The organism is Geomicrobium sp. JSM 1781026, assembly GCF_041949955.1.
Classification (GTDB): Bacteria; Bacillota; Bacilli; order Bacillales; family Marinococcaceae; genus Geomicrobium_A.
On sequence record NZ_JBHFQF010000010.1, the window covers coordinates 1 to 24,811 of the forward strand.

Consider the following 24,811-nt stretch of genomic DNA (forward strand, 5'->3'; position numbering starts at 1 on the left):
TCTCCATTGAAAGTGTTCCTTTTTTCGTCAGCACGGGGGTGCCAACGAGGCTCGTGCTTCTTTAATAGAAGCGCTAGCTTTTATTGCTTTAATTCGCTTATCTTTCATTCAGTTTTCAAAGGGCAATATTTGCGCTGTCGCCTTTAACAGCGACTTGATTATCATATCATCTTGCGTCGTCCGCGTCAACAACTTTTTTGTTTCTTTTTCGTTGTTTCTGTCGGCGTTTCTGCCTCTCTTGCGGCGACTCTTAGTATATTATCAGCTCTCTATTCTACTGTCAACAATTCTAGTAATATTTTCTTAAAATAATTTTATAGGGTGTGTATTTTAGAAAGGAAGCACGAAGTAATGGACAGCGAAGAGCATAATAACGCCTGGTATACCAAGGATTCCTGCCACCGATGATGTAAACAGATTGATTGGCATATGAATCCCTGCTAAGTTTCCGAATAAATTAATAACAAAAAGAGCGATCGCGCCAATGAGAATTCGAACTGCGCCACTGCCTAGCCACTTTATTGGCTTTAGCGAGGCACTAGCAATAACACCTACAAATAATATCGCACTTACAATAGAAATAATGATTACAGGATCCACAATCATTCCTCCTTCATAGCTTTATAACCATACTATGCTTGGACATGTGTGGACTTGCTTACTTCTTTAAATAAATTCATAGGTAACTAAACAAAAACGAAATCACCCCCTACTCATTATCCGGGGACGACTTCGCCGCTTTTACCATCTTCTCGCTTCTTTAAGGAGGAAGCGATATTTGGCTTCTTCCATTTTCAGTTGCGCTAACGCTTCTCTACTTGGATCAATACTCTTTTCCATATGCTTCTTCTGTGAGCTAAGTTTGAATTTCTGCGCATCTAACACTTCATATAGACGTTTCTTTTCTTTATGGTAGATTTTCGCTTTTCTTCTCAAAACTCTCGCCGTCCTTCCACTGCTCGTGAAAGGGTCACTTCATCCGCATACTCTAAATCTCCACCAACCGGTAGACCATGAGCAAGACGCGTTACGCGAATGCCTGTTGGTTTAATCATCCGTGACAAATACATCGCTGTCGCTTCACCTTCAATTGAAGGGTTTGTTGCGACGATTACTTCTTGAACGGTATCATCTTGCAGACGTTTAATGAGTTCTGGCATTCGTATATCCTCAGGGCCAATCCCATCCATTGGTGAGATCGCCCCGTGCAATACGTGATACAAACCCCGATACTCCTGCATTTTCTCCATGGCCATAACGTCTTTAGAATCTTCAACTACGCAGATCATTGACCGATCACGATGTGAATCATCACAAATGAGGCATGGATCTTTATCGGTAATATAGAAACAAGACGAACAATGCGTAAGATCTCGTTTCGCATTCACTAACGCTTTCGCAAAATCTAACACATCGTCTTCTTTCATATTGAGTACGTGAAAAGCAAGGCGACCTGCCGTTTTTGGGCCAATCCCTGGCAATTTCATAAACCCATCAATTAATTTTGAGATCGGTGCAGGGTATTGCACAAACCATTCCTCCTAGAACATGCCCGGAAGATTCATCCCTTTAGTAAACTTACCGAGATCTTCTTCAACGAGTTTGTCAACTTGAGCCAACACATCATTAGTCGCCGCAAGCACAAGATCTTGAAGCATTTCCACATCTTCTGGGTCGACAACTTCTTCATCAATTTGAATATCGAGGATGCGCTTATCCCCTGAGGCAACAACTTTAACTGCGCCACCGCCTGCAGTTGCTTCTACTGTCTTTTCTTTTAGCTTCTCTTGCGCTTCCGCCATTTGCTTTTGCATCTTTTGCATTTGTTTCATCATATTTCCCATATTTTTCATCGTTTGATATCCTCCTTAAGGTTTAGGTGGTGCATCGTCGACAATTTCGACGAGTTCCTCACCGAACAATTTATGCGCTTCAGAAACAAGCGGATCTTCTTGAGGCTCTTGCGGTTGTTGTTCTTCTTCGCCTGACTCTTCTTCTGCATTTTTCGATCGGTAGGAAGATTTTATTTCTTCCCATTGATGATGCAAAAGATTAATTATCTGATAGCTATGTTCATTATTAGACGCAATCGCCCGTTCCGTCAACGTCCGAAACTTATCGTCAATCATCCCTCTATGCATTTCGTTTTGGAACACAAGAATGATTGCTTCTGTACTAGCTGCTACAGGCTTCGCATCATTAATCCAAGCGGATGCGGGCACACTTTCTTGTTTAATCGTGCGCAAGGTGTCCGCCCAACGACTTTCTACTTTCGCACGTTCTTCTTTCGAAGCGTTTGGCAACATCCGCTGCGCTTGTTTCACTGATGCACTATTTTGCGCATTTGGTTGCGGTTTGCGCTTCGCCTTTTGTTTCTTAGGCGCTTCCTCCTCACTAGAAGAAGCACTGCCCGCACTTACTTTTCCAAGCTTCTCTTGAAGAAGAGACACTTGTTCTTTTAACTGTTGGACCACTTCATCATCAACCGATGATGAAGTCTGAACCGTTTTATTCTTTTGGGCTACATGAATGAGGGCCATTTCCAAGAAAATCTTAGGGTGTGATGCCCCTTTCATTTCTCTTTGTTCTTGATGGAGCGTCTCAATTGTATCATAGACCCATTCTCGATCGGCGAGTTTCGCCAATTCTGCAAACGCATCATCCGCTTGAACACGGTCTAATAACGTGTCCAGCGAAGGCGCGGTTTGGTACAACAACAAGTCTCGCAAGTAATAAATGAGGTCCTCCATGAACCGTAACGGGTCTTTCCCTTCACGCACGAGCGCATCCGCAGCTTGCACAGCCGCTTGAGCATCCCGATTCACCAATGCTCTCACCGCGTCGGTAAGAAATTGCTGAGAGACTGCACCCGTAATCGTCAACACATCACTAGAACGCACCGTTTGGTCTTCGGAAAATGACAATGTTTGATCAAGCAAACTAAGCGCATCCCTCATCCCACCTTCGGCCACTCGCGCAATGAATTGAAGGGCATCGTCTTCCGCCTCCGCGCCAATTTCTTGAACGATATAGCGCATGCGTTCCATTAACGTCTCCGGACCAATTCGTTTAAAATCAAACCGCTGGGTCCTCGATATAATCGTCAGTGGAATCTTATGGGGTTCTGTCGTAGCAAGAATGAAGATGGCGTGCGCTGGAGGTTCTTCTAACGTTTTTAATAACGCGTTGAACGCTCCTGTTGAAAGCATGTGCACCTCATCAATAATATACACCTTAAACCGTACATCTCTCGGTGCAGCAATGACATTATCTCGGATATAGCGAATCTCATCCACTCCGTTATTTGATGCCGCATCGATTTCAATTACATCAACGACCGCGCCGCTCTGAATTCCTTCACACGCCTGGCACGCATTGCACGGCTCAGCGACTGGCGCATGTTCACAATTGATCGCTTTTGCCAAGATCTTCGCAGCACTCGTCTTACCCGTCCCTCTTGGTCCACTAAACAAGTACGCATGAGCGACCTTTTGTTGCAATAACGCATTTTGCAGTGTCTTCGTAATATGATTCTGCCCAGCCACATCCTCTAACCTTCGTGGGCGCCACACCCGATACAACGCTTGGTAACTCAATCGAACCCCCCCTTCCTTCGTCCATCCTCTGACTTCACGCAGTTTGCTTTTATTATACTTGTTCCATAGTCGATTTTCAAAACCTAAAAAGAGCCCCTCTTTAAACAAGAGAGACTCTTCATTATGTAGCCGCGCACCTTCCATCGATCTATACACCACAAGCGTTACCTAAGCAGTTGGCTCGATCCAGGCAACTCCACGGCACACGAAAGGTCACGCTTACTGCTGCTTCCTTCCGGACCTGACAGGGTTCACGAGTTCCCGTTGCGTGGAACCCAAATGTCAACACTACTTACTTAGGGCAGACCTCGCAGCGTATAAACCTCAGGAAGGGATTCAGTCTTGCTGTAGCGGATTGCAAGTACAGGGCACCGCTAATTCCCCACCTAGCACGGCATGTAAAAGTATAAATCATCAATTACGAGAAATCAATGCTTGTTTCTTTTCTTTCTTTCACGAAGCTCTTTGAAAAAAGAAGACAGCATCGTCCCGCACTCGTTTTCGAGCACACCGCCAATCACTTCACTCCGATGATTAAACCGTTCATCATCAAGAAGATTGTAGAGAGAACCCGTAGCACCGGCTTTTGGGTCCCGTGCCCCGAATACCACCCTTGGCACCCGCGCTTGCAACAAAGCCCCTGCGCACATCGGGCACGGCTCAAGTGTCACATACAATGTGCATTCTTCTAGTCTCCAAGAACCCACATGTTCGTTCCCTTCACGAATGACGACACATTCTGCATGGGAAAACGTATGCTGATCATGTTCACGTCGATTGTGCGCCTTTGCAATCACCTCGCCCCGATAGACGAGCACAGCCCCAATCGGCACTTCATCAATACGGGCCGCTTTCATCGCTTCTTCCAAGGCCAAACGCATATAATATTCATCCAATTGTGTTTGTTCCATGTGAAACGACTTCTTTCTATATAAATTTACATACAAAAAAACTTCCAGCAATTGTGGAAGGTTTGGTTTGTGTATCATTTACGGTTTCGTTACTTATGAACCTATAATACCGAGAGACATTATTATAGTCAAGCTACTCTTCTTTGCTCGAGACCGCTATCCTTGTTAGTTAATGAAGTACATTTCTATTTATAATCGACAAGATCTCTTCTTTAGTGATCTTTTCAGTGACATTCTTTGAATAAATAGACAATGGATAGATCTCGTTTTCAGTAACTACCACCGTTATAATAATTCTAAACCCACCTTGTTTCCCTCTATTGGCATCGGGGTTTGCGTGGCGAGTCTTTATAACCAAATGTGAACCCGTTCCTTGTATAACGTCGCCGGGTACATTTCCCTTGATACATTCTAATTCCAAAAAGTATTCTTCTACAACGTCAACGACTTTTGGGTATTTGCGCGCCAGCTTTGTTAACAGTCGTTCAAACTCATCTGTTGGTATAACTGTATATCCCATATAAGCAATCTAATCCTGAGTATTCTCTCTAATACGGTGAATCATACTCCTCCAGGAGTTTTTCTCTTTCTTTCCATTACGCATATCATTGCACTGTTGGGCTGACTTCTCCAGAGACTCTTTCACTTCATCTTTATGAATTGTCGTTTCCAAGCCTTTGTCCTCCTCATCGTTGCGCAAACTCATCACCACCGATAAACAATGTATGAGCATACTATGCGCGTATTCGAGTAAATTATACCACTTTTCTGTCATCCGTAAACAATTAATAAACGGGCCGTTTAGGAGCCTCTGCATATTAAAAAACCATACAAAAAAACTTCCAGCAATTGTGGAAGGTTTGGTTTGTGTAATAATGGCGGAGGAGGAGGGATTCGAACCCCCGCGGGGCGTTAACCCCCTGGCGGTTTTCAAGACCGCTCCCTTCAGCCAGACTTGGGTACTCCTCCGTGCAATGTATAACGTATCTTGTCCGACAAAAATTATAGTAGCACGGACACACACACAAATGCAACACTTTTACCTGTTTTTTTTAAATCCTTTTGTATTTACGCGTGCGCATGTCCATTGTTACTCCTGATTTACAACGTTTTAATCATGCGTTCGAACGGTAGCCGCAGGCTCTGTGCCCATCATTTCAATGATCTCATTGTTTGCATTCATGATCGCCACCCGCGGTTGGAAAGCACTCAGTTCTTGTTCATGAACGACGGCGTAACCGATAATAATGACCGTATCGCCCGGTTGAACTAACCGTGCAGCTGCTCCATTCAAACAAACGACCCCGCTGCCACGCTCACCTGCAATGATGTATGTTTCCAGTCTTGCTCCGTTATTATTATTCACCACTTGCACTTTTTCATTTTCCATTAGGTCGACAGCATCTAGCAAGTCTTCGTCTATAGTAATACTGCCTACGTAGTTCAAGTTCGCCTCAGTCACTACGGCTTGGTGAAGTTTCGCTTTCATCATATGACGGTACATGTCTCTTCCTTTCGAACAACGTCGGCATCCTTTGTCTCCGGTTTTCACACTCGAAGCAAATACATCTGTTGTTCTTTACAAAAAGTACAGCTTCCAAAGAATGCTGTCTATCGTTTTATTATACCAGACTCATCACGAGGTTTGATCGTACATAAATCGGGAATGATAAAATGAAACTTCTTAAGAGAAAGGGCTCGTGGACCAATGGCTAAAAATCAAGACAATCAATCTCTTTTACTCGTCAAGTTCCCAGAACAAGCACAAGCATTTGAAGCGCTGTCAGAACTTAAGAAACGAGCAGAAGGGCCAAACCATACGATCGTACAAGCTGCAGTTGTAGAGAAAAGTATAAATGATGATATGGTGTACCGAGACGGATTCACAACAGAGCAAGAACGAAGCAACGACTGGTTTAAAGGCGGCATCATTGGCGGCCTCGTTGGAATTCTTGGCGGACCGTTCGGTGTACTCATCGGCGGTGGTATCGGCACACTGATCGGTACAATTGTTACTCAAGATAAAATTCAAGACCAGAGCGAAATCGTAGATGGGAAAATGACGGATATTGATGCAGAGAACCCATTTATTCTTGCACTCGTCGAAGAAGACGACGAAAGCGACGTGAATTATGTGTTCCGCGAAATCGACGAGCGCGTCGTCATCCGTCGTACAGATGCAAATGTCGTTGCCAAAGAAATTGAACAAGCACAATTAGACGATTGATCATATAGACAAGACGATATCAAAATTCCATCACAAGACATTCTGTGTTGGAATTTTGATCGTTTCATCCTAATATTCGGAGGCGTCTTATGGCTCGACAAACCTTCCCATTGTATATATTTGGTCTCCTATTTGGCATTGGGTTTTGCTTGCACTTATTTTTCAATCGCCATGCGTATGACCCAGAATACATATCGAGCGGTTTGATATTTACAGGAGCCGTTCTCGTTTACTATTTTCCAGCTGTGTATGTGTATCATCGCCACCCCATCGGTAAAATCATTGTGATGATTAGCTGGCTCATTATTCTCGCTTTCTCTGTATATATGATCTTTTTCTTCGCATCGTGATATAGTTAGTAAAAACGATGAGGGGCGTCAAATGTTTACAGAATACGGAGAATTAAGTGCACAATTTTATGAAGTTTCTAAACCGGTGGGTACATCACTATCTGGAGATATCGAATTTTACACCAAACAACTCAATCATGTTACAGGCAGTGTATTGGAAGCGGGTGTCGGTACAGGTCGTATGCTCATTCCCCTTCTTCAACGAGGCATTGCCGTTGACGGTGTCGATTTGTCAGAACAAATGTTGGATGTGTGCAAACAAAATTTGCAACGAGCAGAACTCCACGCCAACTTGTATGAGCAAGACCTCACAACATTGACATTGCCAAAGCAATACGAAGCCATTATTATGCCTTCTGGCAGCCTGAATCTATTACCGGGAAGAGAGGCATTGGAACAAATGTTATCCGCATTCAAAACCCATTTACAGCCAGGCGGACAAATCATTGTCGATATGCTTCTTCCGATTAATTGGCAAGAAGGAAAGGTCATGACAAAATCAATCCAAACAAGCATTCACGAAGGCATCGTTCTCACGTCCACATCTGCCGAGATAAACTGGGAACGCCAATACACGATCGATCTGCACAAATATGAAAAGTGGCGAAATGGGCAGCTTCAACATACGGAGCTTTCACAGTTCACCCTCCACTGGTACGGGGTCCAAGAATTTAAAGACATACTGACCGGGTACGGATTTACTCGTATTCACATAGTGCCAAGTTACAACGGGGCGAATCCGGATGGCTCTCTCTACACGTTCATCGCGTCTTAATCGATAGCGTTACACAGTCTCCATAAATAGATCATCGGAACTTGTAGGGATGATTAGTCAATGAGCAGTTCTCCTATTTTTGAATAAACAAGGCAATAAGTTTATGGAAACCTGCGGTTCAAGAGAGAGCTCGCAATTCGCGGTCACGGTGTCGTGAGTACGTGGTGAACTTGTCAGAAGCAGAAAAACACTGGTCACTCAGATGTCTGGGGAGTATGCACACACGGCAACCGAGCACCTCCAATTGGTGAAACGGGGGAGGGCTGAAAAAATACTCTCTCACTTTATATGTTACTCGTGCAACCCTTGGAGTTCGATCTATTTTGGGATTCCAGTGATCGGGGGCGTGGATGCAAATAATCCTCTCATAGAGCCGTCTACGAGGGGATATTGCCTTTCTATGTGGGGATTCCAGCAAAAAGTGTGTCCTCATCAACATAAATACCATCAAAGACAGCGTCTATGCGGGATCTTCTACTAAAAACAAGATTATACGTTTTTCAATTTGCCTCTTCCCGCATCCTCCTTGGCACCAACTAGGGCTCAGGACGAAAACTTTACCATAGAGCTTCCTGTGGTAAGATTTCTCTCCTTCTCCGCGTTTTGTTTTTGGAAATCCTACCATAGAAACCGAAAATCCCACCATAGACAAAACAATGGTAAGATTTTAGCTAAATCGGCTCCCTACTTGCAAAAAATCCTACCATAGCCAGGAGCCACTCTTTAAAATGCGTAAGCAAACGTGCACAGTCACCGAAAGAAGCTCCTCACTTTCTAAGCCAATCTTTAACGCGAACGATCCGATCTATTTGGGGTTTTCAATTCCCCTTTTTCAGTGACCTCAGTCCGCCTTCTGCTCTACTATTTTGTCGTGCCGAGTAGTTCAAGAAAGCTCCTCATAGTTTGTTTTCCGATATTCTTTGAATGACCATTTTAAAAACGGATATAAGAGAAGGACGAACGCGACGTTGCCGATGGCGTGCGCGGTGTCGAATGGCAAACCTGCCAAATAATACGCCCAGTAATTATTGGCAAAAAGCAGCATGTTTAAAGAGACGATCGCCCCGTATACGTACCCAAGCACACCGCCAATAGCTGCTAACACGTAGCGATTCGTGTTCGGAAACAGTTTTCCGATTCCTCCAGTAAGAAATCCAATACACCCCCAAGCGACGATTTGAAAAAGTGTCCAAACGCCAGAGCCTAAAAATAAATTCGTAATAACCGCACTGCCTACGGCAAGCAGGAAACCAAAGACTGGCCCCATAAAAAAAGAAGATAAAATAATAATTGCTGTCACCGGTTGTACGTTAGGAATGAACACAAACACGACGCGTCCGACGACACAAAGTGCAATCATCACCGCTAATAACGTTAGTTTTTTCGTTGTCATGTCGCGCTTAACCATTTACCGGAACCTGTACACATGAAGAAGCCACCTTCCTTACTCTATTCATCAAGTGTACCAATCCAGTATTTTTCACACAATCTATCGTACATTCCAAGATTCGAGGTGTTGTTGCCAGCGTGACATAAATTCTTGCTCATCAATATCAATTTTCTCATCCGACTCTGCTTGAGCGAATAACTCTGCTTGAGAGTAACACTGACCTCCCTTGCCAATGATTGCAATTTTACTAACGTTTTCAATGTGTTTAAGAGGGTCTTCTTTTAATAGCACGAAATCCGCGTGATTCCCCCGTTTAATTTCACCAAGATCAGGTCGATTTAACACACGAGCAGGAACGATTGTTGCACTTTTCAACGCTTCATATGGTGACAAACCGGATTGTGTGAGTAACATTAACTCACGGTGCAAACTAGCCCCTGGATTTGTAAAGATGATCGCTGGCGAGTCGGTTCCTGCTAAAACCGTCCCACCTAACTGATGGTAGACTCGTGTTATCGCTTTCGTATAAGTGAAAATAGCCTGAGAGCGGCACGACGAAACATGAGGGGCTGTTTGTTCCCACACCTGTAATAAACTCGGGCTTATAAAGCGGTCCGACACCCGATGGTTTGGATAATCAGCTGCTTGTTTGAACAATCCCATTGTTGGTACAAGAATCGTGTCCCGCGCTAGCAACGGTTGCAAAACACGAGCGATCTCTTCTTCATTTGGCGGCTGCAAAAATGGTTCATAAAGATCATCACTTGCATTCATATGCCAGCCAGGGTGAAGCATCTGCATAATCCCTGAGTTATGCTCCAGAAACCGGACGCCTGCCTCGACCGCCACCTTTGCATCCAGTGAATCAGCCCCTAGCAAATCGGCACTAACATCTAAATGATTTCTTTTCGATTCCTTTATGACTTCTTTTAACATTTCTTCAGTAATCTTTGAGTAAACCTTTATGAAGTCTACACCCGTCTCAACTTGCCTTTTCACTTCTTCTTTCGCTTCTTCGAGATCATCTGTTGATAATGATCCATGATTCGTTTCTCCCCACGACCCTGGAGTACCATCAATCATACGATCTGCTGTAATTAGACTGGGAACCGCTTCGTGTGCTTCCGCTTCTCGAATAGATGAGAGCAAGAGATGATTGCCAGCAGTATTGCGTACCGTCGTAATTCCAGCTGCCAGAAAAAGGGATGCATAATTTGCGCTAATGTGGCAATGGCAGTCCATTAAGCCCGGAATCATATACAACCCATCGCCATTAATGACTTGTTCCCCTACTCGTGATCGAAGTGCACCCATTTCTGAAAATAGCCCTGCCTCGATGCGAATATCTTGTAACGTATAACTACCTGTAGCTATGTCTAATATGTGACTTCCTTTAATTAACATACGGTCTCTACCTTCCTATCCTACCGATTACGCCACTTCAGATGGCTTCTCTTCGTTTCTTTGCTCGCGAATTTTTCGCCATCCGATAATGACAGCTATAATTGACATACATGCTGCGATTAAGATGACAAATTCACTGTCCACAACCATAAGGATGATCCCTGCAATAAACACGCCTAACGGTTGGGCAATGGTCACCCCTGAAGAAAGCATTCCCATCGTGCTGCCTAACATATTTTTCGGTGTGCTTTCTTGAATTTCGGTCGTGAAAATAATGGATAACGGGGCTGATAACAATCCGAATATGCCGAACAAAAGAATGCTAAAGATGATTTGATCAATAAGAAAACCTGCACAAACGACAGCTAAACTAGAAATGATATATAACGTAATGGATACGTCGAATGTGATCTTTTTCATGCGGAACGTTAGGGCTGCACCGATGAGTGTTCCGAGACCGATCGCAGTGAAACAAACCCCTAAAGCCGCTGATCCGTTAATGCTAATATCAGCGAATAGATATGGCAAAGCTGCATCCATAATCATGACGAACGCCATATTCGTGAACACTGCAGACAATACGCCGATGACGATCCAATTTTGCTTTTTTATTTGTTGGAATGACTCTTTTAGTGCATTTAATGTGCCTGAACTCGTTTTTTCGTTTCTCGGAATATGTACTCGTATTTTTAAAATAAAGTAACAACTGATCGAAACAATTGATAAACTAATCGCGAGGAGTATCGTCACACCAAAACCGGTAACAGCAATCATAATTCCGGCGATACTTGTACCGATCAGACTTGTAACTTGGGATAGTGCTGTAATTACACTGTTTACAGACTTCAACTCACCTTCATTGGCAAGGATGGGCGTGAGCGTGCGTTCGAGTGGAGACAATACCGCTGAAGCCATACCCATAATGACAACGAGCGCGACATACACCCAGTATCCGGCACCAACCGCTACGACCTCGTTTAAACCAATCATTAAAAAAATACAGAGAGTGATCAAGTGCCAAATACTCGCCCCTAATCCGAGTGTTATCTTATCAGTGCGATCAATCGCCACGCCACTTAACATCGTAAGCAGTATGCCGGGTATGTATCGAAAAGCCATAAGCGAGCCAAATGCGACTGCAGACTCGGTAATTGTCGTAAAGTACCAGGCAAACGTGATAAATATAATACTTGATTGCAAGGATTGCGCGCCAACCGCTACAATGACGAAAGAGACATTGCGATTCATAACATTATCGATCCACCCTTACTAAATGATTATTTTATTTTATACAAATAATAATATTAAGAATATTTATATGCTAGTGAAATCTTTTCTTCCTTGAAAAAACGTAGAACAAGCCCTTATAAAGGCCTGTTCTACTCAATAAATAAACAGATGGTTTATTTCTCCACGACTCTAGGGTCTAGTGCATCTCGCAATCCATCACCGACGAAGTTAAAACTAAGTACAGTGATGAAGATCATTAACCCTGGAAATAGTGGATACCACCAGGCAGTCTGGAAAATTGTTAGGTTTTGTGCTGCAGAAAGCATATTCCCCCACGTCGCTGTTGGCGGACTGATCCCGAGCCCTAAGAAGCTAAGTGTTGATTCAGCAATAATATATCCACCGATTGCTAATGTAGCGGATACAATGAGTGGGCCAATGGCATTTGGCAATATGTGGTTAAAGATAATTCTCCACTTTGGCAAACCTAATATCCGGGCAGCTAGCACATATTCTCTACGTTTTAACGATAGAATCTCCCCGCGAACGAGACGAGCGGTTCCTGTCCATGTAAGAATAGCGAACATAACAATGAGCCAAAATGGACTTGGTCTAAATAATGCCACAAGCGTAATGAGCAAGAAGATGTTTGGGAATGAGATAATAATATCAACAATTCTCATCAGTATGTTATCAATCAAACCGCCAAAGTATCCTGCAATTGCGCCAATGGTCGCCCCAATAAATGTAGAACTAGCCATGGCAGCAAATCCAACGAGCAGTGACATTTGACCAGCATACAATAACCGACTAAACAAATCTCGTCCTAACTGATCCGCACCGAGCCAATATTCAGCACTCGGTTCGTGCAAACGGGCAATCAAGGTTTGGTGGTTCGGATCATGTGGAGCAATTAACGGTGCAAAAACAGCTGAACCGATAATAATAAATAGCATCGCCAAACCAAAGACAGCGAGTTTGTTTTGAAAAAATTTAGACACGATAATTGCCAACATCGAGCGGTGCTTTCCGAGCGTGTCTTGATTAGGGGTAATTGATTCTTGTTTTCCTGCTTGATTAAATTGATCCATAGCTGTTCCTCCCTAATACTCAATGCGCGGATCGACGATGGCGTATAAAATGTCCGCGATCAGGTTTCCGATTACGACAAGAAATGCGGTAAACATCGTCATCGCCATAATCACTGGATAATCACGCTGGTTTACACTCGTTAAGAAGAGCTCCCCAATCCCTGGCCAGGAAAAGACGTTTTCAACAACGACAGAACCGCCAATAAATGTTGGCAACATCAGACCAAAAATTGTAATTAACGGCAATAGCGCATTTCGAAGTGCATGCTTAAAGATGACTTTTCCCTCTTTAAATCCTTTTGCTCGTGCTGTCCGAATGTAATCTTGGTTTTTCACTTCCAACATGCTCGTTCTTGTGTAACGAGTTAGACCAGCCGTATCGGCGGTTGCTAATACGATCGCCGGTAAAAAGAGGTGATGAAGTCGATCCCAAATATTAAAGTCGGCATTAAGCGTTTGGACACCACCTACTGGAAACCAACCAAGCTGGACACTCAAGAACATAATTAACATTAAACCTATCCAGAAGTTCGGTACGGCAACTCCAGCAAAGGAAAAAAGTGTGATCGTGTAATCGGTTTTTGTATACTGTCGAACAGCCGAAATGATTCCTATCGGTATGGCAATGACGATCGCCAACACTGAGGATGCAAACATTAAGATCAACGTGTTTGGCAACCTCTCTGTAATCATATCGACAACTGGTCGTTTAGAAATGTAGGAGTTTCCTAAATCTCCTGTCACAACCCCACCCATCCATCGTGCGTATTGGACTGGAAGCGGGTCATTTAACCCTAATGCTTCAATTTGAGCCTCTCTCGCTTCTGGTGGAATATCCGGGTCAACATCAAGTATTGCTGGATTTCCAGGCGCAAATTGCATCATCGCAAACGTGATGATGGAGATCCCGATTAGCAATGGAATTGTCATGATAAGTCTTCTGATTATATATGTAGTCATATTCCAAATCTCCTTTTAAGCGAAAGAGAAGAGAGGCCACCCTCTCTCCCCTTTCGGAATGAAGATTTTACTCTTCAATCCACCATTCGTTAACGCGGAATAAGTTAACCCGAGGGTTGTGTTGGAAGTTCTGTACATTATCACGGTATGCACTAAATTCTGTAGCATAATACATGAATGTGTATGCTTGGTCTTCAGCAACTTGTAAAAATGCATCTTGAAGAACTTCAATACGCTCATCTGGATCAATAATACTACGGTTATCTCCAGCTAACTCATCAAACTCATCGCTTGCGTAAGCAATGTTGTTTTGGCCAGCTTCGATGTTATCAGAGTGGAAAAGCTGCTCAGGGTTTGGATCAAGTGCTAGGTTCCATGCACCTGCTACCGCATCGAAATCCCAATTTGGAGGTTGAATACGATCAAGGTAAGCACCAAACTCCATTGTTTCTGTTTCGACAGCAATACCAATCTCACCTAGCATTTGCTGTACTGCAACAATCCAATCCGTACGAACGTGAGCTTCAGAGTTAGTTAATAAGTTGAATGAGAACTGCTCACCACTGTCATTAACAAGTTGATCTCCTTCAAGCTCCCATCCTTCTTCTGCAAACAGTTCAAGAGCACCATCTGGATCAAATGGAATCTCTTCAATTTCATCTGTATACACAGGACCTTCAGGGCTGTGTGGGAATTCAGCAATGGTTGCATGTCCAGACATAATTCCGTCAATGATTCCTTGACGGTCAATTGCCATCGTTAATGCACGTCGAACAGTCGGTGATTCAAATAATTCATTACGGTGGTTCCAGCCAATATAGTTATAACCAAATCCTGGAACTTCACTAATGTTAAAACCGTCTACAGATTCTGCTGTTACTAGATCTTGTGGTGGAACATTCATAACATCAATTTCGTTCGCTTGTAAGTTTGCAAGCTGAGCATCGTTGTCACCAAGTCTCCACGTTACTTGTTGAATATATGGACCTTCTTCATGATAGTCATCACGTGCTTCGTAGTTAATGTACTGACCAGACGTCCAGTCTGTCATTTCGTAAGGACCTGCACCAACAACAGCGTCAGTTGTGCTAGCTTCGTGCTCTTCAATTGCCGCATAGCTGTCAGCTTCACCAAGAATATGTTCAGGTACAATATAAATACCAAGACCAATAGGCAGTGCGGAATCTGGCTCGTTAAGTGTCAATGTCACTTCAAATTCATCTGTTGCTTCTACTGTATCAACACGCTCAAACGTTGTGATAGCAGGACCTGTATAATCTTCCATCATATAGATTCCGATTGTGAAAGCAACATCGTCCGCCGTCAATTGCTCACCGTCACTGAAATATACATCGTCACGAATTTCAATCACGTATTCTAAACCATCTTCTGATACTTGTGGCTCTCCAGCCGCTACTTCCGGCTCTACTTCATAAGCATCGCTTTGTTGACGATAAAGCATTGCATGAACCAAGTTATGGGCATCCGTAGACGCAGAGTCAGAAACGGTTGCAGGTGTTAATCCGTTAGGCTCAGCATCTGTACCGTAAATTAATTCGCCACCTTCAACCGGATCGCCTGTTGCTGCTGTATCATCGTCGCCATCTTCATCATCTGTATCATCGTCTGTTTCTTCTGTATCTGGCTCGTCATCGCCACCTGCATCGCCGTCTGTTTCTGTTTCGTCAGCGCCGCCGCCACATGCAGCAAGCAATAGACCTAATGCAAAAATCATTGCTAGAAGTAACCAATGTGCTTTTTTACCCACTTATAAATCCCCCTTTAATAAATGTAAAGATAATTGATTTGAACCTTCCGACAATTGTTTAGCATCCCTCCCTGTACAGGGTAATCTGTTCTTACTCGTGTAAGTGACAAGCGACGTAATGCTTCGGTCTAATTTCTTTCATTTCCGGCTTCACTTCTCGACAATGGTCCATCACATACGGACATCTTGTATGGAACACACACCCACTCGGTGGATTTGCAGGACTCGGGATATCCCCTTTTAGAATGATTCTCTCCCGCGTTTGTTCACGAGGGTGAGAACGAGGAACCGCAGACAATAGCGCTTGTGTATACGGGTGTAGGGGTTCATTGTACAAATCATTCTTTTCAGCAACTTCAGCCATATTGCCAAGATACATGACTCCGATCCGATCAGAAAAATGTTTCACAACACTTAAATCATGAGCAATAAATAAGTACGTAAGGTCAAACTCATCCTGAAGATCATTAAGTAAGTTGAGTACTTGAGATTGGATCGAAACATCTAAAGCTGATACGGGTTCGTCTCCAACGATAAGTTTTGGATTAAGAATAAGTGCTCTAGCAATCCCAATACGTTGACGTTGTCCACCGGAAAATTCATGGGGATAACGATTAATGAAGGAAGGGTTTAACCCTACTCGCTCCATGATTGACTGGGCAAATTCACGCCGTGCTTTCGTATTCGATTGGATGCCGTGCACCTTCATCGGTTCAATAAGCGTCGCCCCCACGGTTTTACGGGGGTTAAGTGATGAAAATGGGTCTTGGAAAACCATTTGCATATCTCGTCGTAACGAGAAAAGATTACGCTCTTTGCTTTTTGTTATATCGTTCCCGTCAAACATAATCGTACCGTCTGTCGGCTCATACAACCTTGTGATCGTACGTCCTGCCGTCGATTTCCCACAGCCAGATTCTCCAACGAGTCCAAACGATTCACCTTTACGGATATAGAAATCAATCCCATCAACCGCTTTGATTTGCCCTTTTGTTCTTTGGAGCACTCCTGCTTTGACTGGAAAGTGTTTTTTCAGATTTTTAATTTCTAAAATCTTATCATCATTCTGATTTATACTCGTTGATGGATCATGAGCTACGTTCGTGTTCGCCATCGTTTACGACCCCTTCCTCATGTAGAAAACAGCGCACTTTATGTCCGGATTCTTTTTCTAGTAATGTTGGCTGCTCTTTTGTACATACTTCCATCGCATACGGGCAACGCGTCACGAAACGGCATCCGACAGGGAAGTTATCAGGTGTCGGTACGGCACCTGGAATCGATTGCAAGCGATCTTGTTCTTCATCAAGCTTAGGCATCGAGTTTAATAATCCTTCTGTGTACGGGTGTAACGGTTTATCAAATAAATCTTCTATAGCAGCCTCTTCGACAACTTGGCCAGCATACATAACGACGACTCGTTGAGCAAGCTCTGCTACAACGCCAAGATCATGTGTAATCAGAATAATCGAAGAATCATACTCATTCGATAAGTTCCTCATTAAATCGAGAATTTGTGCTTGTACCGTTACATCAAGTGCCGTTGTTGGTTCATCTGCAATGAGCAACTTCGGATTATTACTTAGCGCAATCGCGATCATCACCCGCTGCCTCATACCACCTGACAACTGGTGCGGGTACTCTCCCATGATTTCTTTCGCTCTTGAGAAACCGACGCGCTCTAGCATTTCGATTCCCTTCTGATGAGCTTCACGCTTAGATAGTGGCTGGTGATACATGAGTTGTTCCCGAATCTGTTCTCCAACAGTATATACAGGATTTAACGATGTCATGGGTTCTTGGAAAATCATCGAAATGTCATTTCCACGCACCGTATACATCGCCTTCTCTGGCTTTTTAAGTAGATCTTCTCCGTTAAAAATAATTTCACCATTCGTAATTTTCCCATTAGGTGAAGGGACGAGCTGCATAATTGAAAGAGAAGTCATACTCTTTCCCGATCCTGATTCTCCAACAATCGCTAGGGTCTCCCCTTGTTTTACGTTGAAGCTGACACGATCGACGACGGTTAATTCTTGCTTTCTGCTGTAAAATGATGTGGTTACTTCTTTAAGTTCAATAACATTCTGCTGTTGATCCATAGATGATTGCACCTCATCTCTTTCATCCCTGTATATTTCTATTTGATTGAATTGATAAACAATTCCAACTAGGTGTCTGCCCACTCATATGTAGAAAAGTACTATGACAGAATATTTATTACAAGAAACTAAAGATCATTATAAGCGCATTTCTATGAGCGATGCAATGATTTCTTTAAATTTTTTTAATTTTTTTGTGATATAAATGTCACACTTCGTAATAAAACTTAACTGTCAATGTAAGAAAACGTATCCTTATATTGCTTTAGTTCAACATTTACATCGACGCTAATAATTCCTTCAATTTCTGATAATTCCCGATTTACAAATCCAATAAGTTCATCGTTGTTTCGGAAGTAAGCTTGAATGATCAAGTCATGCTTACCAGAGAACGCCCCAATAAAACGAACAGCCCCATGCCCCTGAAGCCGACAAGCAATCGAATCTTGTTTACCGAGCCGTGTTTCCAAACCAATAATGGCTTGCACGTGCAGTCCTATCTTATTTGGATTTGTATGAATAATGAATTCAAACACTTCTTCTTTGAGCATTTTGTTTACCCTGGAACGGATGGTTCCTTCACTTACTTCAAGACCTCTCGCAATCTCACTATACGATTGTTTTCCATTTTCTTGAAGATGCGCCAAGATCTTAAAGTCCATTTGATCTAGTTCCATAGCTTCACCACTTCTTTTTCCATGTATATAGTTTGATTATTCGGCTTAAAAAGCAAAAAATGAACTTCTTTTTTACTGATTTCGTAGAATATTTTAGACTTATTATACTTTTTGCTTGTCTGAAGTGCAATGCTTTTCTACACAAAAAAAGATTATTGCTCATGGAGTCAATAATCACGACATCAGGCTTTTACGTATGATTCGATTTTTAGACGACTCATATGTTTTTAATTCGATATTCATCGTCACTCCTAGTATGCCATCCATTGCTGCCAAATGGTCATTCATAAAAGCGGTCAATGCTTTCTTATCTTTAAAGCGAGCCCTCATCAGTAGATTAAAATCACCAGAATAGGCACTGATGAAATGCACTTGCTCACAATCCATAAGTTCGCTGGCAATCGTATCTTGTTTTCCTGCTACGGTCGTAAGCCAGATGAGAACGTGTACTGTCCCTAAACGACTCGGGTCTACGGAGATAAGAAACTGGAATACCCCTTCTCGAAGCATGGCATTCACTCGGTGCTTAACCACTCGTTCACTTAGCATCAACTCGCTAGCGATCTTTCTATATGATTTCCTTCCATTTCGTTGCAGTTCATCTAGTATTGAAAAATCAATTTCGTCAAGATACACCGTCCTCACCTTCTTTCATAATCAACTCGTCGTTTGCTGCATGTTTTTTAGAGCATTACCGATTGAGAAAAAGATTAATGAAGTGACAGCAATGGCTAACGATGGCCAAAAAATGACCCACATTTCATTAGGAATATGTGTACGAGCGTTTGAAAGCAGTGTTGGCCACGTTTCAAATGCATTGATTGCGATTGGCTCACCTAAGTCATTAACAGCGAACGTCATCGATATGAACATCGCGAAAAACCCAAGCTGCCCGAGCAACATCATCATTTTACTAATATCTAAGCAGAACAACACGATTAGTGAACTTCGAATATGACGCCAATAATATTTTCTCCAAACAGTCCAACGACTGCTGCCAATCATAGTAGGCGTCTCCATAAAGGATTTCTGACGAACTTGATGAAAACTCTCTTGAACTGTAACTGCTGTCCTGCCAAGTTCAAATAGTACAATTCCAATAAACACAAAAAGCATTCGGTATTCAGAGGAAATGACAAACGGAATGGTCATAAAAAAAATCATTCCAATGAGTAACGGCATAAACGAGAACAATTGATTTAGAAGATGGATTCCTTGATGAAAGATGCCCTTTTGTTTCCTTCCGAAGTAAGCGAGCGGTACGGCAAGAATAAACCGAACAGCGACAATCATCAACACGAGTAATAACGTCCCTTGACCCGCACTCATCAGTTGTCCGAATAAATCATTACCCGCAGCGTCCGACCCGAGTACAAAATCTTCGCCTGGAGGGAACGGAGCCGTTCTAATCGAGCCATCATTCATTATCATCACCCCATCTTCGTGTTCTGGCGATGAATAGATGAAGGGACCGACAAATAAAAAGGCAACGAGCATAAGAAGGGCAGACACTGAAATGATCAGTGAGGCAGGAAGGTTCTTCACGATAATCTCCTCCTCCTCGTCACGATTTCCGTCATAACTCGACTACCGATGTTGACAAGAAAACCTAAAGAAATAAAGAATGTCAAATAGACGACAATCACAGGTTCTTCAATGTACATTTGGTTAGGTAAACTTTCTAAGCTCGTCTCTTGAAATCCCATTGCCTGATAGGTCCTATACATTGCCCCTCGGAATGACGTGAGAAATTCTACCATTAATAAGTTAGAAAGTAAGTACATAAACATAACCGGAATCTGTTGAACAATCGACGGTAGGGCATTTGCTAACTGATGTTTGATTAACAATACGCTTTTTTTAACTCCTCGTCCTTTGGCTGCTATTAAATAGAAGGAACCTTCTTCGCTTTCAAGTGTTGAAGCGACAATGTTCGCAAAATACATAGAAGGAAATAGTGACAACAAAACCGCAGCAAACAAGAACGCAGACAGATCCTCATTTCCATACAATGAAAATTGCGGGAACCCTTGTCGAAATAGCCATAAGACGACCATTTGCACGACAATAATGATGAAGAAATCAGGCAATGCCTGCATGCCTTGTCCAATTTTTCGACTTGAACGAGCAAAGATTCCTTTATACCGTGTGTCAAAATACGCTTTTGCTGTGCCTATGAAAATAGCGATAATCGAAGCAATTCCTATGAGTTGCAAGCTACGGCTCGCATACAGTTGTAAATCCACGAGTACATTCGTTCCGTATCGATTCTCTCCTAACGATCCCGACCCAATCATGGCGACATATTCAGAGAGCCTCTCCCCGTAGAGTTGCATATTCATCGTCGCGATTCCATACGTTTCGTACTCTTCGGAAACAAACACGAGTTCTCGTGGCAGAAAGGCAATAAGCACAACTACCACGACCATACATACCCACAGAAAGAGTTGTTGCAGAAGAAATATTCTCATGCACGTCGTTCCTTCCTTGAAGCGGGCATTTATTTTCTGCTGCTTTTCGGATCAAAAGCATCTCGTAAACCGTCGCCAATAAAGTTAATTGATAATACCGTAATAACGATCATGATGCCTGGTGGCATCCACGCCCACGGCATGCCCGTAAGGATATTTAAACTTCTCGCTTCGTTCAGCATCGCTCCCCAAGAAGGCGTCGGAGCAGGGATCCCAAAACCGATAAAACTTAGTGCAGACTCTAAGATAATCATCTGCGCCATAATGATTGTTGCATTTACAATGATCGGACCGATCGCATTTGGAATCATATGTTTCACGATAATGCGTAGATCAGTCGCGCCGGCCGCCCTTGCACTATATATGAACTCTCTTTCACGTAACGTGAGATATGTTCCCCTCAGAATCCTCGTAATGTTTGGCCAGACGATGAGTCCGAGGGTGATGACCAGAATCGCAACATTCACATTTTGTAAGATTGTAACGACGGTCAGAACGAGCAATAGAAACGGAAAGATTAAAAACAAATCAGTAATTCTCATAATAATGCTATCTATCCAACCACCGAAATACCCAGAAATACTACCGAGAACAACACCTATCACAGATACGATGAGCATGATAAACACGCCGACTTGTAAGGAAATTTGTCCTCCATACACAAGGCGAGCAAAATTGTCTTGACCTGAGCTGTTCGTCCCGAGCCAATGATCGGAGCTCGGTTCTGCATACGTATTTAATGGGTTTGTTTGTGCTGGATCATGTTCGACAAACAAAGGGGCTGAGAAAGAAAAAATGACGACAAGTAAAAACATAAATACACCGGCTACTGCCAATTTATTTGCGAAAAATCGTTTCACGATTAATTTTGTCGGACTATAGCTTTTCTTTTGTTCTTTCGCTTCTGGCATTGGTGGCTCGGTGTTTACTTGCTTTGTGCTACCTGGACTTGGTCCGCTCATCAACTACCACCTCAATCATAACGAATTCTCGGATCAACAACTGCATACATAATATCGGCTAACAGATTCCCAACAAGTATTGTGACACCAATGAGTAAGTTAATGCCCATAATTAACGGAAAATCACGATTTTGAATGCCTGTTAGGAACAGTTGACCAATGCCTGGAAAATTAAAGACCGCTTCGGTAACAACGGCTCCGCTTACGAGTGTTCCAAATTCAAAACCGAGAAGAGTTATAATTGGAATCGTTGCGTTTCGAAGCGTATGCTTGTACACAACAGTCCCATTTGTCATTCCTTTTGCACGTGCAGTCCGGACGAAATCACTGCTCAACACATCAAGCATCTCAGATCGAATGTAGCGCATGTAGATGGCAACACTTGCAAGTCCAAGTGTGAGACCGGGCAAGATAAGGTGATGCAATCGATCCAAAAACTCTGCCAGACCACTGATGGATGCACTGCTCTGTGTCCCTTGCGCTGGAAACCAGCCAAGTTGAAAAGAGAAAAAGTAAACGGCTAATAAAGCGAAGAAAAAGTTTGGAACAGCAAGTCCAAAAAAACCAAATGTTGTTACAAAGTAATCTGCTGCAGTGTATTGCTTTCGAGCCGCATATATCCCGAGCGGCAGTCCGATGACTAGCGTAATAAATAGAGAGAAAACCGCGAGATATACTGTATTCGGGAGACGAGACCAAATTAAATCTTGGACGGTTCGTCCACTAAAGTACAGTGAATCCCCTAAGTTCCCTGTCGCTACTTCACTCAACCAATTTATGTATTGCACAGGCGGTGGGTCATTTAATCCGAGTGCTTCTCTTCGTTCTTCCAGCGCTGCTGGATCAATTGTAGGGTCAAGTTGTTGACCTGTTAATGGGTCTCCTGGTGCTAATGTAGCAAGAGTAAATACTACAATCGTTACGATGAAGAGCATCGGAATAAAGATGAGTAAGCGCCGCAAAATATACTTTGCCATAGTACATTGGACCTCCTTATAAGCCAATGATGAGAAAAGGCGTGTGGTGGCTTTGCACACCACACGCCTTTTGCTGGTGTTTCTCGTCTATTCTTGGACGTACCACAGATGTGGATCTTTTAGCATCGTTACTGGATCTTCTGTAATTCCTCCAACACGATCTGTTGCAGCCCAGTTATTAATCATTGACCATAAGAATGCGTAAGGCACTTGCTCGGACACATATTCTGCCCACTCGCTATATACTTCCTCCCGGTACTCTTGCTCAAAAGCATCCGGTGCAGAAAGTCCACGTTGAATCATTTCATCACTCGTTTCATCTACCCAACGCGTGTAGTTGTAAGGAACGTGTGACGTGAAAATTCCTCCAGGGTCTGGGTCGCCTGATGCAAGGCCCCAACCCATCAAGTACATATCAATACTCTGGTCATCATTTTCCACAATCTCAGAGTGAGCTGGAAACTCTCTTGGTGTATCGACGTTCACATTGATACCTACTTCAGCTAGTTGTTGTTCAATAACAATTGCGGCATTTTCTCGTGGTTCATTCCCTGTTGGATAAGCCAATGTGAGTACGTACTCTTCACCATTTGGATCTTCAACAAAACCATCACCATTCGTATCTTCATAACCCGCCTCAGCTAATAGTTCCATTGCACGGTCTGTATCGTACTCAAGACCGATGTCAGCATTTTCATCGAACGCCCACGATGCTTCTGGGAACGGAGCATGAAGCACTTGACCTGACCCTTGAAGAAGGCCACCTTCACCGTCTTCACCACCAACCATCGCTTCACGATCTAAAGCATGAACGATCGCTTGACGAACACGAACATCACTTAGCTTTTCATTCTCAATAAAATTATCCGTATCAATTACACCAGCTTCAACATCTTCCGATGGGCGATAACCGATTTTGAAGCCCATATATTGATACCCTAAGTCTTGGGGTTGATACAAAGTCACATTGTCCATCTGTTCAACAGAGGCCACATCACTTGGCACAATACCATCCGGTTGGATAACCATGTCCACATCGCCAGACTCGAGAAGACCGGTAATAACAGCTTGGTCACGAACTTGCAGTGTTACCGTATCCAAATTTGGTGCACCATTCCAATAATCTTCATTTGCATTCAACACGTACTGATCCCCTTCGACGAAGTCTCCGAGCATGAACGGTCCAGTTCCAACAACTTCACCCGTTGCAATGGAGCTTTCATGACTCTCGATTTCACCAGGTTCAACCGCGCCAAAAATGTGCTCAGGAATAATCGGGAAACTTGCATTAAATTCCGGTGTTACGCTTGACTCTTCCCATCGGAATATAACGGTTTGATCGTCTTCTGCAGTGACACCTTCGAATTCATCCGATTCGCCAGCACGAAAATCTTCATACCCTACGAGTTTATCTGCATACGTTCCACGCACACCCGTATATTCCGGATGAGAAATCATTTCGTACGTAAATACGACATCGTCAGCTGTAAATGCTTCCCCATCATGCCAAGTAATGCCTTCGTTTAGTGTGACCGTCATTTCCGTTTGATCATCATTTAGTTCATAACTTTCTGCCAAATGTGGTTGCAATAACAACTCATCATCCGTTCTAAATAATGCTTCAAAAATAAAGTCCATGACGTTTGCATCATAAGTAGACGTATAATAAATCGGGTTAAACTGATGCTCAGGAGGTGAGAAGAAGGCAATGTTTACATTTCCGCCTTCACTTGCTTCTCCAGCTGTGTCGTCGTCACCATCGTCATCACCATTTTCATCATCTGCAGGCTCTTCCCCGTTGTCATCTGCAGGTTCTTCTGGGTCTGTGCCTGTCTCATCATCGCCCCCGTTACATGCTGCTAACAGTAACACTGAGAATGTAAGTGCTAATAAGAAACTCCACCATTTTTTTAGATTCAC

Annotated in this window: 27 protein-coding genes, 1 tRNA gene and 1 other RNA gene; 3 read left to right on the forward strand and 26 right to left on the reverse strand. The window is 43.2% G+C overall.

The features are described 5' to 3' along the window. Positions 1–330: 330 nt before the first annotated feature. From ACE1TF_RS16440 to panD, 11 genes are all read right to left on the reverse strand, one after another. Positions 331–600: a pro-sigmaK processing inhibitor BofA family protein gene (locus ACE1TF_RS16440; protein ID WP_042402223.1), complete on the reverse strand. Its 270-nt coding sequence runs from the start codon at positions 598–600 to the stop codon at positions 331–333. 141 nt (positions 601–741) lie between these two features. Continuing rightward, positions 742–936 carry a DUF2508 family protein gene (locus ACE1TF_RS16445; RefSeq protein ID WP_042402226.1) on the reverse strand — a complete coding sequence of 65 codons (195 nt, stop codon included), beginning with the start codon at positions 934–936 and terminating at the stop codon, positions 742–744. Beyond that, entirely contained in the window at positions 933–1,529 is a 597-nt protein-coding gene (gene recR / locus ACE1TF_RS16450; RefSeq protein ID WP_042402229.1) for a recombination mediator RecR, read from the reverse strand. Before recR ends, ACE1TF_RS16445 begins: the two co-directional genes overlap by 4 nt. 12 nt (positions 1,530–1,541) lie before the next feature. Next, a complete protein-coding gene (locus ACE1TF_RS16455) occupies positions 1,542–1,853 on the reverse strand; it encodes a YbaB/EbfC family nucleoid-associated protein (RefSeq protein WP_042402231.1) in 312 nt (103 codons plus the stop codon). A gap of 15 nt (positions 1,854–1,868) precedes the next feature. After that, on the reverse strand, positions 1,869–3,596 hold the full coding sequence (dnaX, locus tag ACE1TF_RS16460) for a DNA polymerase III subunit gamma/tau (RefSeq protein WP_375018398.1): 1,728 nt from the start codon (positions 3,594–3,596) through the stop codon (positions 1,869–1,871). A 129-nt stretch (positions 3,597–3,725) separates the two neighbouring features. Then, positions 3,726–3,991, reverse strand: an RNA gene (gene ffs, locus ACE1TF_RS16465) — signal recognition particle sRNA large type. 33 nt (positions 3,992–4,024) lie between these two features. Further along, a complete protein-coding gene (tadA, locus tag ACE1TF_RS16470) occupies positions 4,025–4,507 on the reverse strand; it encodes a tRNA adenosine(34) deaminase TadA (RefSeq protein WP_375018400.1) in 483 nt (160 codons plus the stop codon). A 169-nt stretch (positions 4,508–4,676) separates the two neighbouring features. Further along, positions 4,677–5,027 (reverse strand): hypothetical protein, encoded by a 351-nt coding sequence (locus tag ACE1TF_RS16475; protein WP_375018402.1) that lies wholly within the window; start codon positions 5,025–5,027, stop codon positions 4,677–4,679. Between the two features lie 9 nt (positions 5,028–5,036). Beyond that, complete coding sequence (locus tag ACE1TF_RS16480; protein ID WP_375018404.1) at positions 5,037–5,180, reverse strand: hypothetical protein; 144 nt, start codon at positions 5,178–5,180, stop codon at positions 5,037–5,039. A 203-nt stretch (positions 5,181–5,383) separates the two neighbouring features. Next, a tRNA-Ser gene (locus tag ACE1TF_RS16485) sits at positions 5,384–5,476 on the reverse strand. A 142-nt stretch (positions 5,477–5,618) separates the two neighbouring features. Further along, a complete protein-coding gene (gene panD, locus ACE1TF_RS16490) occupies positions 5,619–6,011 on the reverse strand; it encodes an aspartate 1-decarboxylase (RefSeq protein WP_375018406.1) in 393 nt (130 codons plus the stop codon). Between the two features lie 204 nt (positions 6,012–6,215). On the opposite strand from panD, the gene ACE1TF_RS16495 reads away from it, so the two are divergent. The 3 genes from ACE1TF_RS16495 (at position 6,216) to ACE1TF_RS16505 (ending at position 7,859) form a co-directional block, all read left to right on the forward strand. Beyond that, positions 6,216–6,734: a hypothetical protein gene (locus tag ACE1TF_RS16495; RefSeq protein ID WP_375018408.1), complete on the forward strand. Its 519-nt coding sequence runs from the start codon at positions 6,216–6,218 to the stop codon at positions 6,732–6,734. Between the two features lie 89 nt (positions 6,735–6,823). Beyond that, the gene (locus ACE1TF_RS16500) at positions 6,824–7,084 is read left to right on the forward strand and encodes a hypothetical protein (protein ID WP_375018410.1); all 261 of its coding nucleotides are present in this window, start codon (positions 6,824–6,826) and stop codon (positions 7,082–7,084) included. Between the two features lie 31 nt (positions 7,085–7,115). Then, complete coding sequence (locus tag ACE1TF_RS16505; protein ID WP_375018412.1) at positions 7,116–7,859, forward strand: class I SAM-dependent DNA methyltransferase; 744 nt, start codon at positions 7,116–7,118, stop codon at positions 7,857–7,859. 883 nt (positions 7,860–8,742) lie between these two features. Here the strand turns inward: ACE1TF_RS16505 and ACE1TF_RS16510 are convergent. From ACE1TF_RS16510 to ACE1TF_RS16580, 15 genes are all read right to left on the reverse strand, one after another. Then, complete coding sequence (locus ACE1TF_RS16510; RefSeq protein WP_042425945.1) at positions 8,743–9,252, reverse strand: ECF transporter S component; 510 nt, start codon at positions 9,250–9,252, stop codon at positions 8,743–8,745. Positions 9,253–9,348: 96 nt separating this feature from the next. Further along, a complete protein-coding gene (locus ACE1TF_RS16515) occupies positions 9,349–10,653 on the reverse strand; it encodes an amidohydrolase family protein (protein ID WP_375018414.1) in 1,305 nt (434 codons plus the stop codon). A gap of 27 nt (positions 10,654–10,680) precedes the next feature. Next, positions 10,681–11,901 (reverse strand): MFS transporter, encoded by a 1,221-nt coding sequence (locus ACE1TF_RS16520; RefSeq protein ID WP_375018416.1) that lies wholly within the window; start codon positions 11,899–11,901, stop codon positions 10,681–10,683. Between the two features lie 155 nt (positions 11,902–12,056). Further along, positions 12,057–12,974 (reverse strand): oligopeptide ABC transporter permease, encoded by a 918-nt coding sequence (opp4C, locus tag ACE1TF_RS16525; RefSeq protein WP_375018418.1) that lies wholly within the window; start codon positions 12,972–12,974, stop codon positions 12,057–12,059. Between the two features lie 12 nt (positions 12,975–12,986). Next, positions 12,987–13,934: an ABC transporter permease gene (locus ACE1TF_RS16530; RefSeq protein WP_375018420.1), complete on the reverse strand. Its 948-nt coding sequence runs from the start codon at positions 13,932–13,934 to the stop codon at positions 12,987–12,989. Positions 13,935–14,001: 67 nt separating this feature from the next. Then, entirely contained in the window at positions 14,002–15,702 is a 1,701-nt protein-coding gene (locus ACE1TF_RS16535) for an ABC transporter substrate-binding protein (protein WP_375018422.1), read from the reverse strand. Positions 15,703–15,793: 91 nt separating this feature from the next. Then, on the reverse strand, positions 15,794–16,816 hold the full coding sequence (locus tag ACE1TF_RS16540) for an ABC transporter ATP-binding protein (RefSeq protein WP_375018424.1): 1,023 nt from the start codon (positions 16,814–16,816) through the stop codon (positions 15,794–15,796). Further along, on the reverse strand, positions 16,791–17,804 hold the full coding sequence (locus ACE1TF_RS16545) for an ABC transporter ATP-binding protein (protein WP_042402251.1): 1,014 nt from the start codon (positions 17,802–17,804) through the stop codon (positions 16,791–16,793). Before ACE1TF_RS16545 ends, ACE1TF_RS16540 begins: the two co-directional genes overlap by 26 nt. A gap of 227 nt (positions 17,805–18,031) precedes the next feature. After that, entirely contained in the window at positions 18,032–18,481 is a 450-nt protein-coding gene (locus ACE1TF_RS16550) for an Lrp/AsnC family transcriptional regulator (protein WP_042425682.1), read from the reverse strand. Between the two features lie 174 nt (positions 18,482–18,655). After that, on the reverse strand, positions 18,656–19,117 hold the full coding sequence (locus ACE1TF_RS16555) for an Lrp/AsnC family transcriptional regulator (protein WP_375018427.1): 462 nt from the start codon (positions 19,115–19,117) through the stop codon (positions 18,656–18,658). 21 nt (positions 19,118–19,138) lie between these two features. Further along, a complete protein-coding gene (locus ACE1TF_RS16560; protein ID WP_375018429.1) occupies positions 19,139–20,026 on the reverse strand; it encodes a hypothetical protein in 888 nt (295 codons plus the stop codon). After that, on the reverse strand, positions 20,023–20,910 hold the full coding sequence (locus ACE1TF_RS16565) for an ABC transporter permease subunit (RefSeq protein WP_375018431.1): 888 nt from the start codon (positions 20,908–20,910) through the stop codon (positions 20,023–20,025). Before ACE1TF_RS16565 ends, ACE1TF_RS16560 begins: the two co-directional genes overlap by 4 nt. A gap of 71 nt (positions 20,911–20,981) precedes the next feature. After that, positions 20,982–21,914, reverse strand: coding sequence for an oligopeptide ABC transporter permease (gene opp4C, locus ACE1TF_RS16570; protein WP_375018433.1), 933 nt, complete (start codon positions 21,912–21,914; stop codon positions 20,982–20,984). Between the two features lie 11 nt (positions 21,915–21,925). Then, complete coding sequence (locus ACE1TF_RS16575; protein WP_042402262.1) at positions 21,926–22,891, reverse strand: ABC transporter permease; 966 nt, start codon at positions 22,889–22,891, stop codon at positions 21,926–21,928. An 87-nt stretch (positions 22,892–22,978) separates the two neighbouring features. Beyond that, the gene (locus tag ACE1TF_RS16580) at positions 22,979–24,811 is read right to left on the reverse strand and encodes an ABC transporter substrate-binding protein (protein WP_042402265.1); all 1,833 of its coding nucleotides are present in this window, start codon (positions 24,809–24,811) and stop codon (positions 22,979–22,981) included.

Bases quoted from the DNA above. Each gene is read 5' to 3' on its own strand.
- ACE1TF_RS16545 (WP_042402251.1), bottom strand. From the start codon at position 17,804: ATGGATCAACAGCAGAATGTTATTGAACTTAAAGAAGTAACCACATCA.
- opp4C (WP_375018433.1), bottom strand. From the start codon at position 21,914: ATGAGCGGACCAAGTCCAGGTAGCACAAAGCAAGTAAACACCGAGCCA.
- ACE1TF_RS16515 (WP_375018414.1), bottom strand. From the start codon at position 10,653: ATGTTAATTAAAGGAAGTCACATATTAGACATAGCTACAGGTAGTTAT.
- ACE1TF_RS16575 (WP_042402262.1), bottom strand. From the start codon at position 22,891: ATGGCAAAGTATATTTTGCGGCGCTTACTCATCTTTATTCCGATGCTC.
- ACE1TF_RS16455 (WP_042402231.1), bottom strand. From the start codon at position 1,853: ATGAAAAATATGGGAAATATGATGAAACAAATGCAAAAGATGCAAAAG.
- ACE1TF_RS16530 (WP_375018420.1), bottom strand. From the start codon at position 13,934: ATGACTACATATATAATCAGAAGACTTATCATGACAATTCCATTGCTA.
- ACE1TF_RS16565 (WP_375018431.1), bottom strand. From the start codon at position 20,910: ATGGTCGTGGTAGTTGTGCTTATTGCCTTTCTGCCACGAGAACTCGTG.
- ACE1TF_RS16475 (WP_375018402.1), bottom strand. From the start codon at position 5,027: ATGGGATATACAGTTATACCAACAGATGAGTTTGAACGACTGTTAACA.
- ACE1TF_RS16495 (WP_375018408.1), top strand. From the start codon at position 6,216: ATGGCTAAAAATCAAGACAATCAATCTCTTTTACTCGTCAAGTTCCCA.
- ACE1TF_RS16540 (WP_375018424.1), bottom strand. From the start codon at position 16,816: ATGGCGAACACGAACGTAGCTCATGATCCATCAACGAGTATAAATCAG.
- opp4C (WP_375018418.1), bottom strand. From the start codon at position 12,974: ATGGATCAATTTAATCAAGCAGGAAAACAAGAATCAATTACCCCTAAT.
- panD (WP_375018406.1), bottom strand. From the start codon at position 6,011: ATGTACCGTCATATGATGAAAGCGAAACTTCACCAAGCCGTAGTGACT.
- ACE1TF_RS16500 (WP_375018410.1), top strand. From the start codon at position 6,824: ATGGCTCGACAAACCTTCCCATTGTATATATTTGGTCTCCTATTTGGC.
- ACE1TF_RS16505 (WP_375018412.1), top strand. From the start codon at position 7,116: ATGTTTACAGAATACGGAGAATTAAGTGCACAATTTTATGAAGTTTCT.
- ACE1TF_RS16550 (WP_042425682.1), bottom strand. From the start codon at position 18,481: ATGGAACTAGATCAAATGGACTTTAAGATCTTGGCGCATCTTCAAGAA.
- ACE1TF_RS16510 (WP_042425945.1), bottom strand. From the start codon at position 9,252: ATGACAACGAAAAAACTAACGTTATTAGCGGTGATGATTGCACTTTGT.
- tadA (WP_375018400.1), bottom strand. From the start codon at position 4,507: ATGGAACAAACACAATTGGATGAATATTATATGCGTTTGGCCTTGGAA.
- ACE1TF_RS16520 (WP_375018416.1), bottom strand. From the start codon at position 11,901: ATGAATCGCAATGTCTCTTTCGTCATTGTAGCGGTTGGCGCGCAATCC.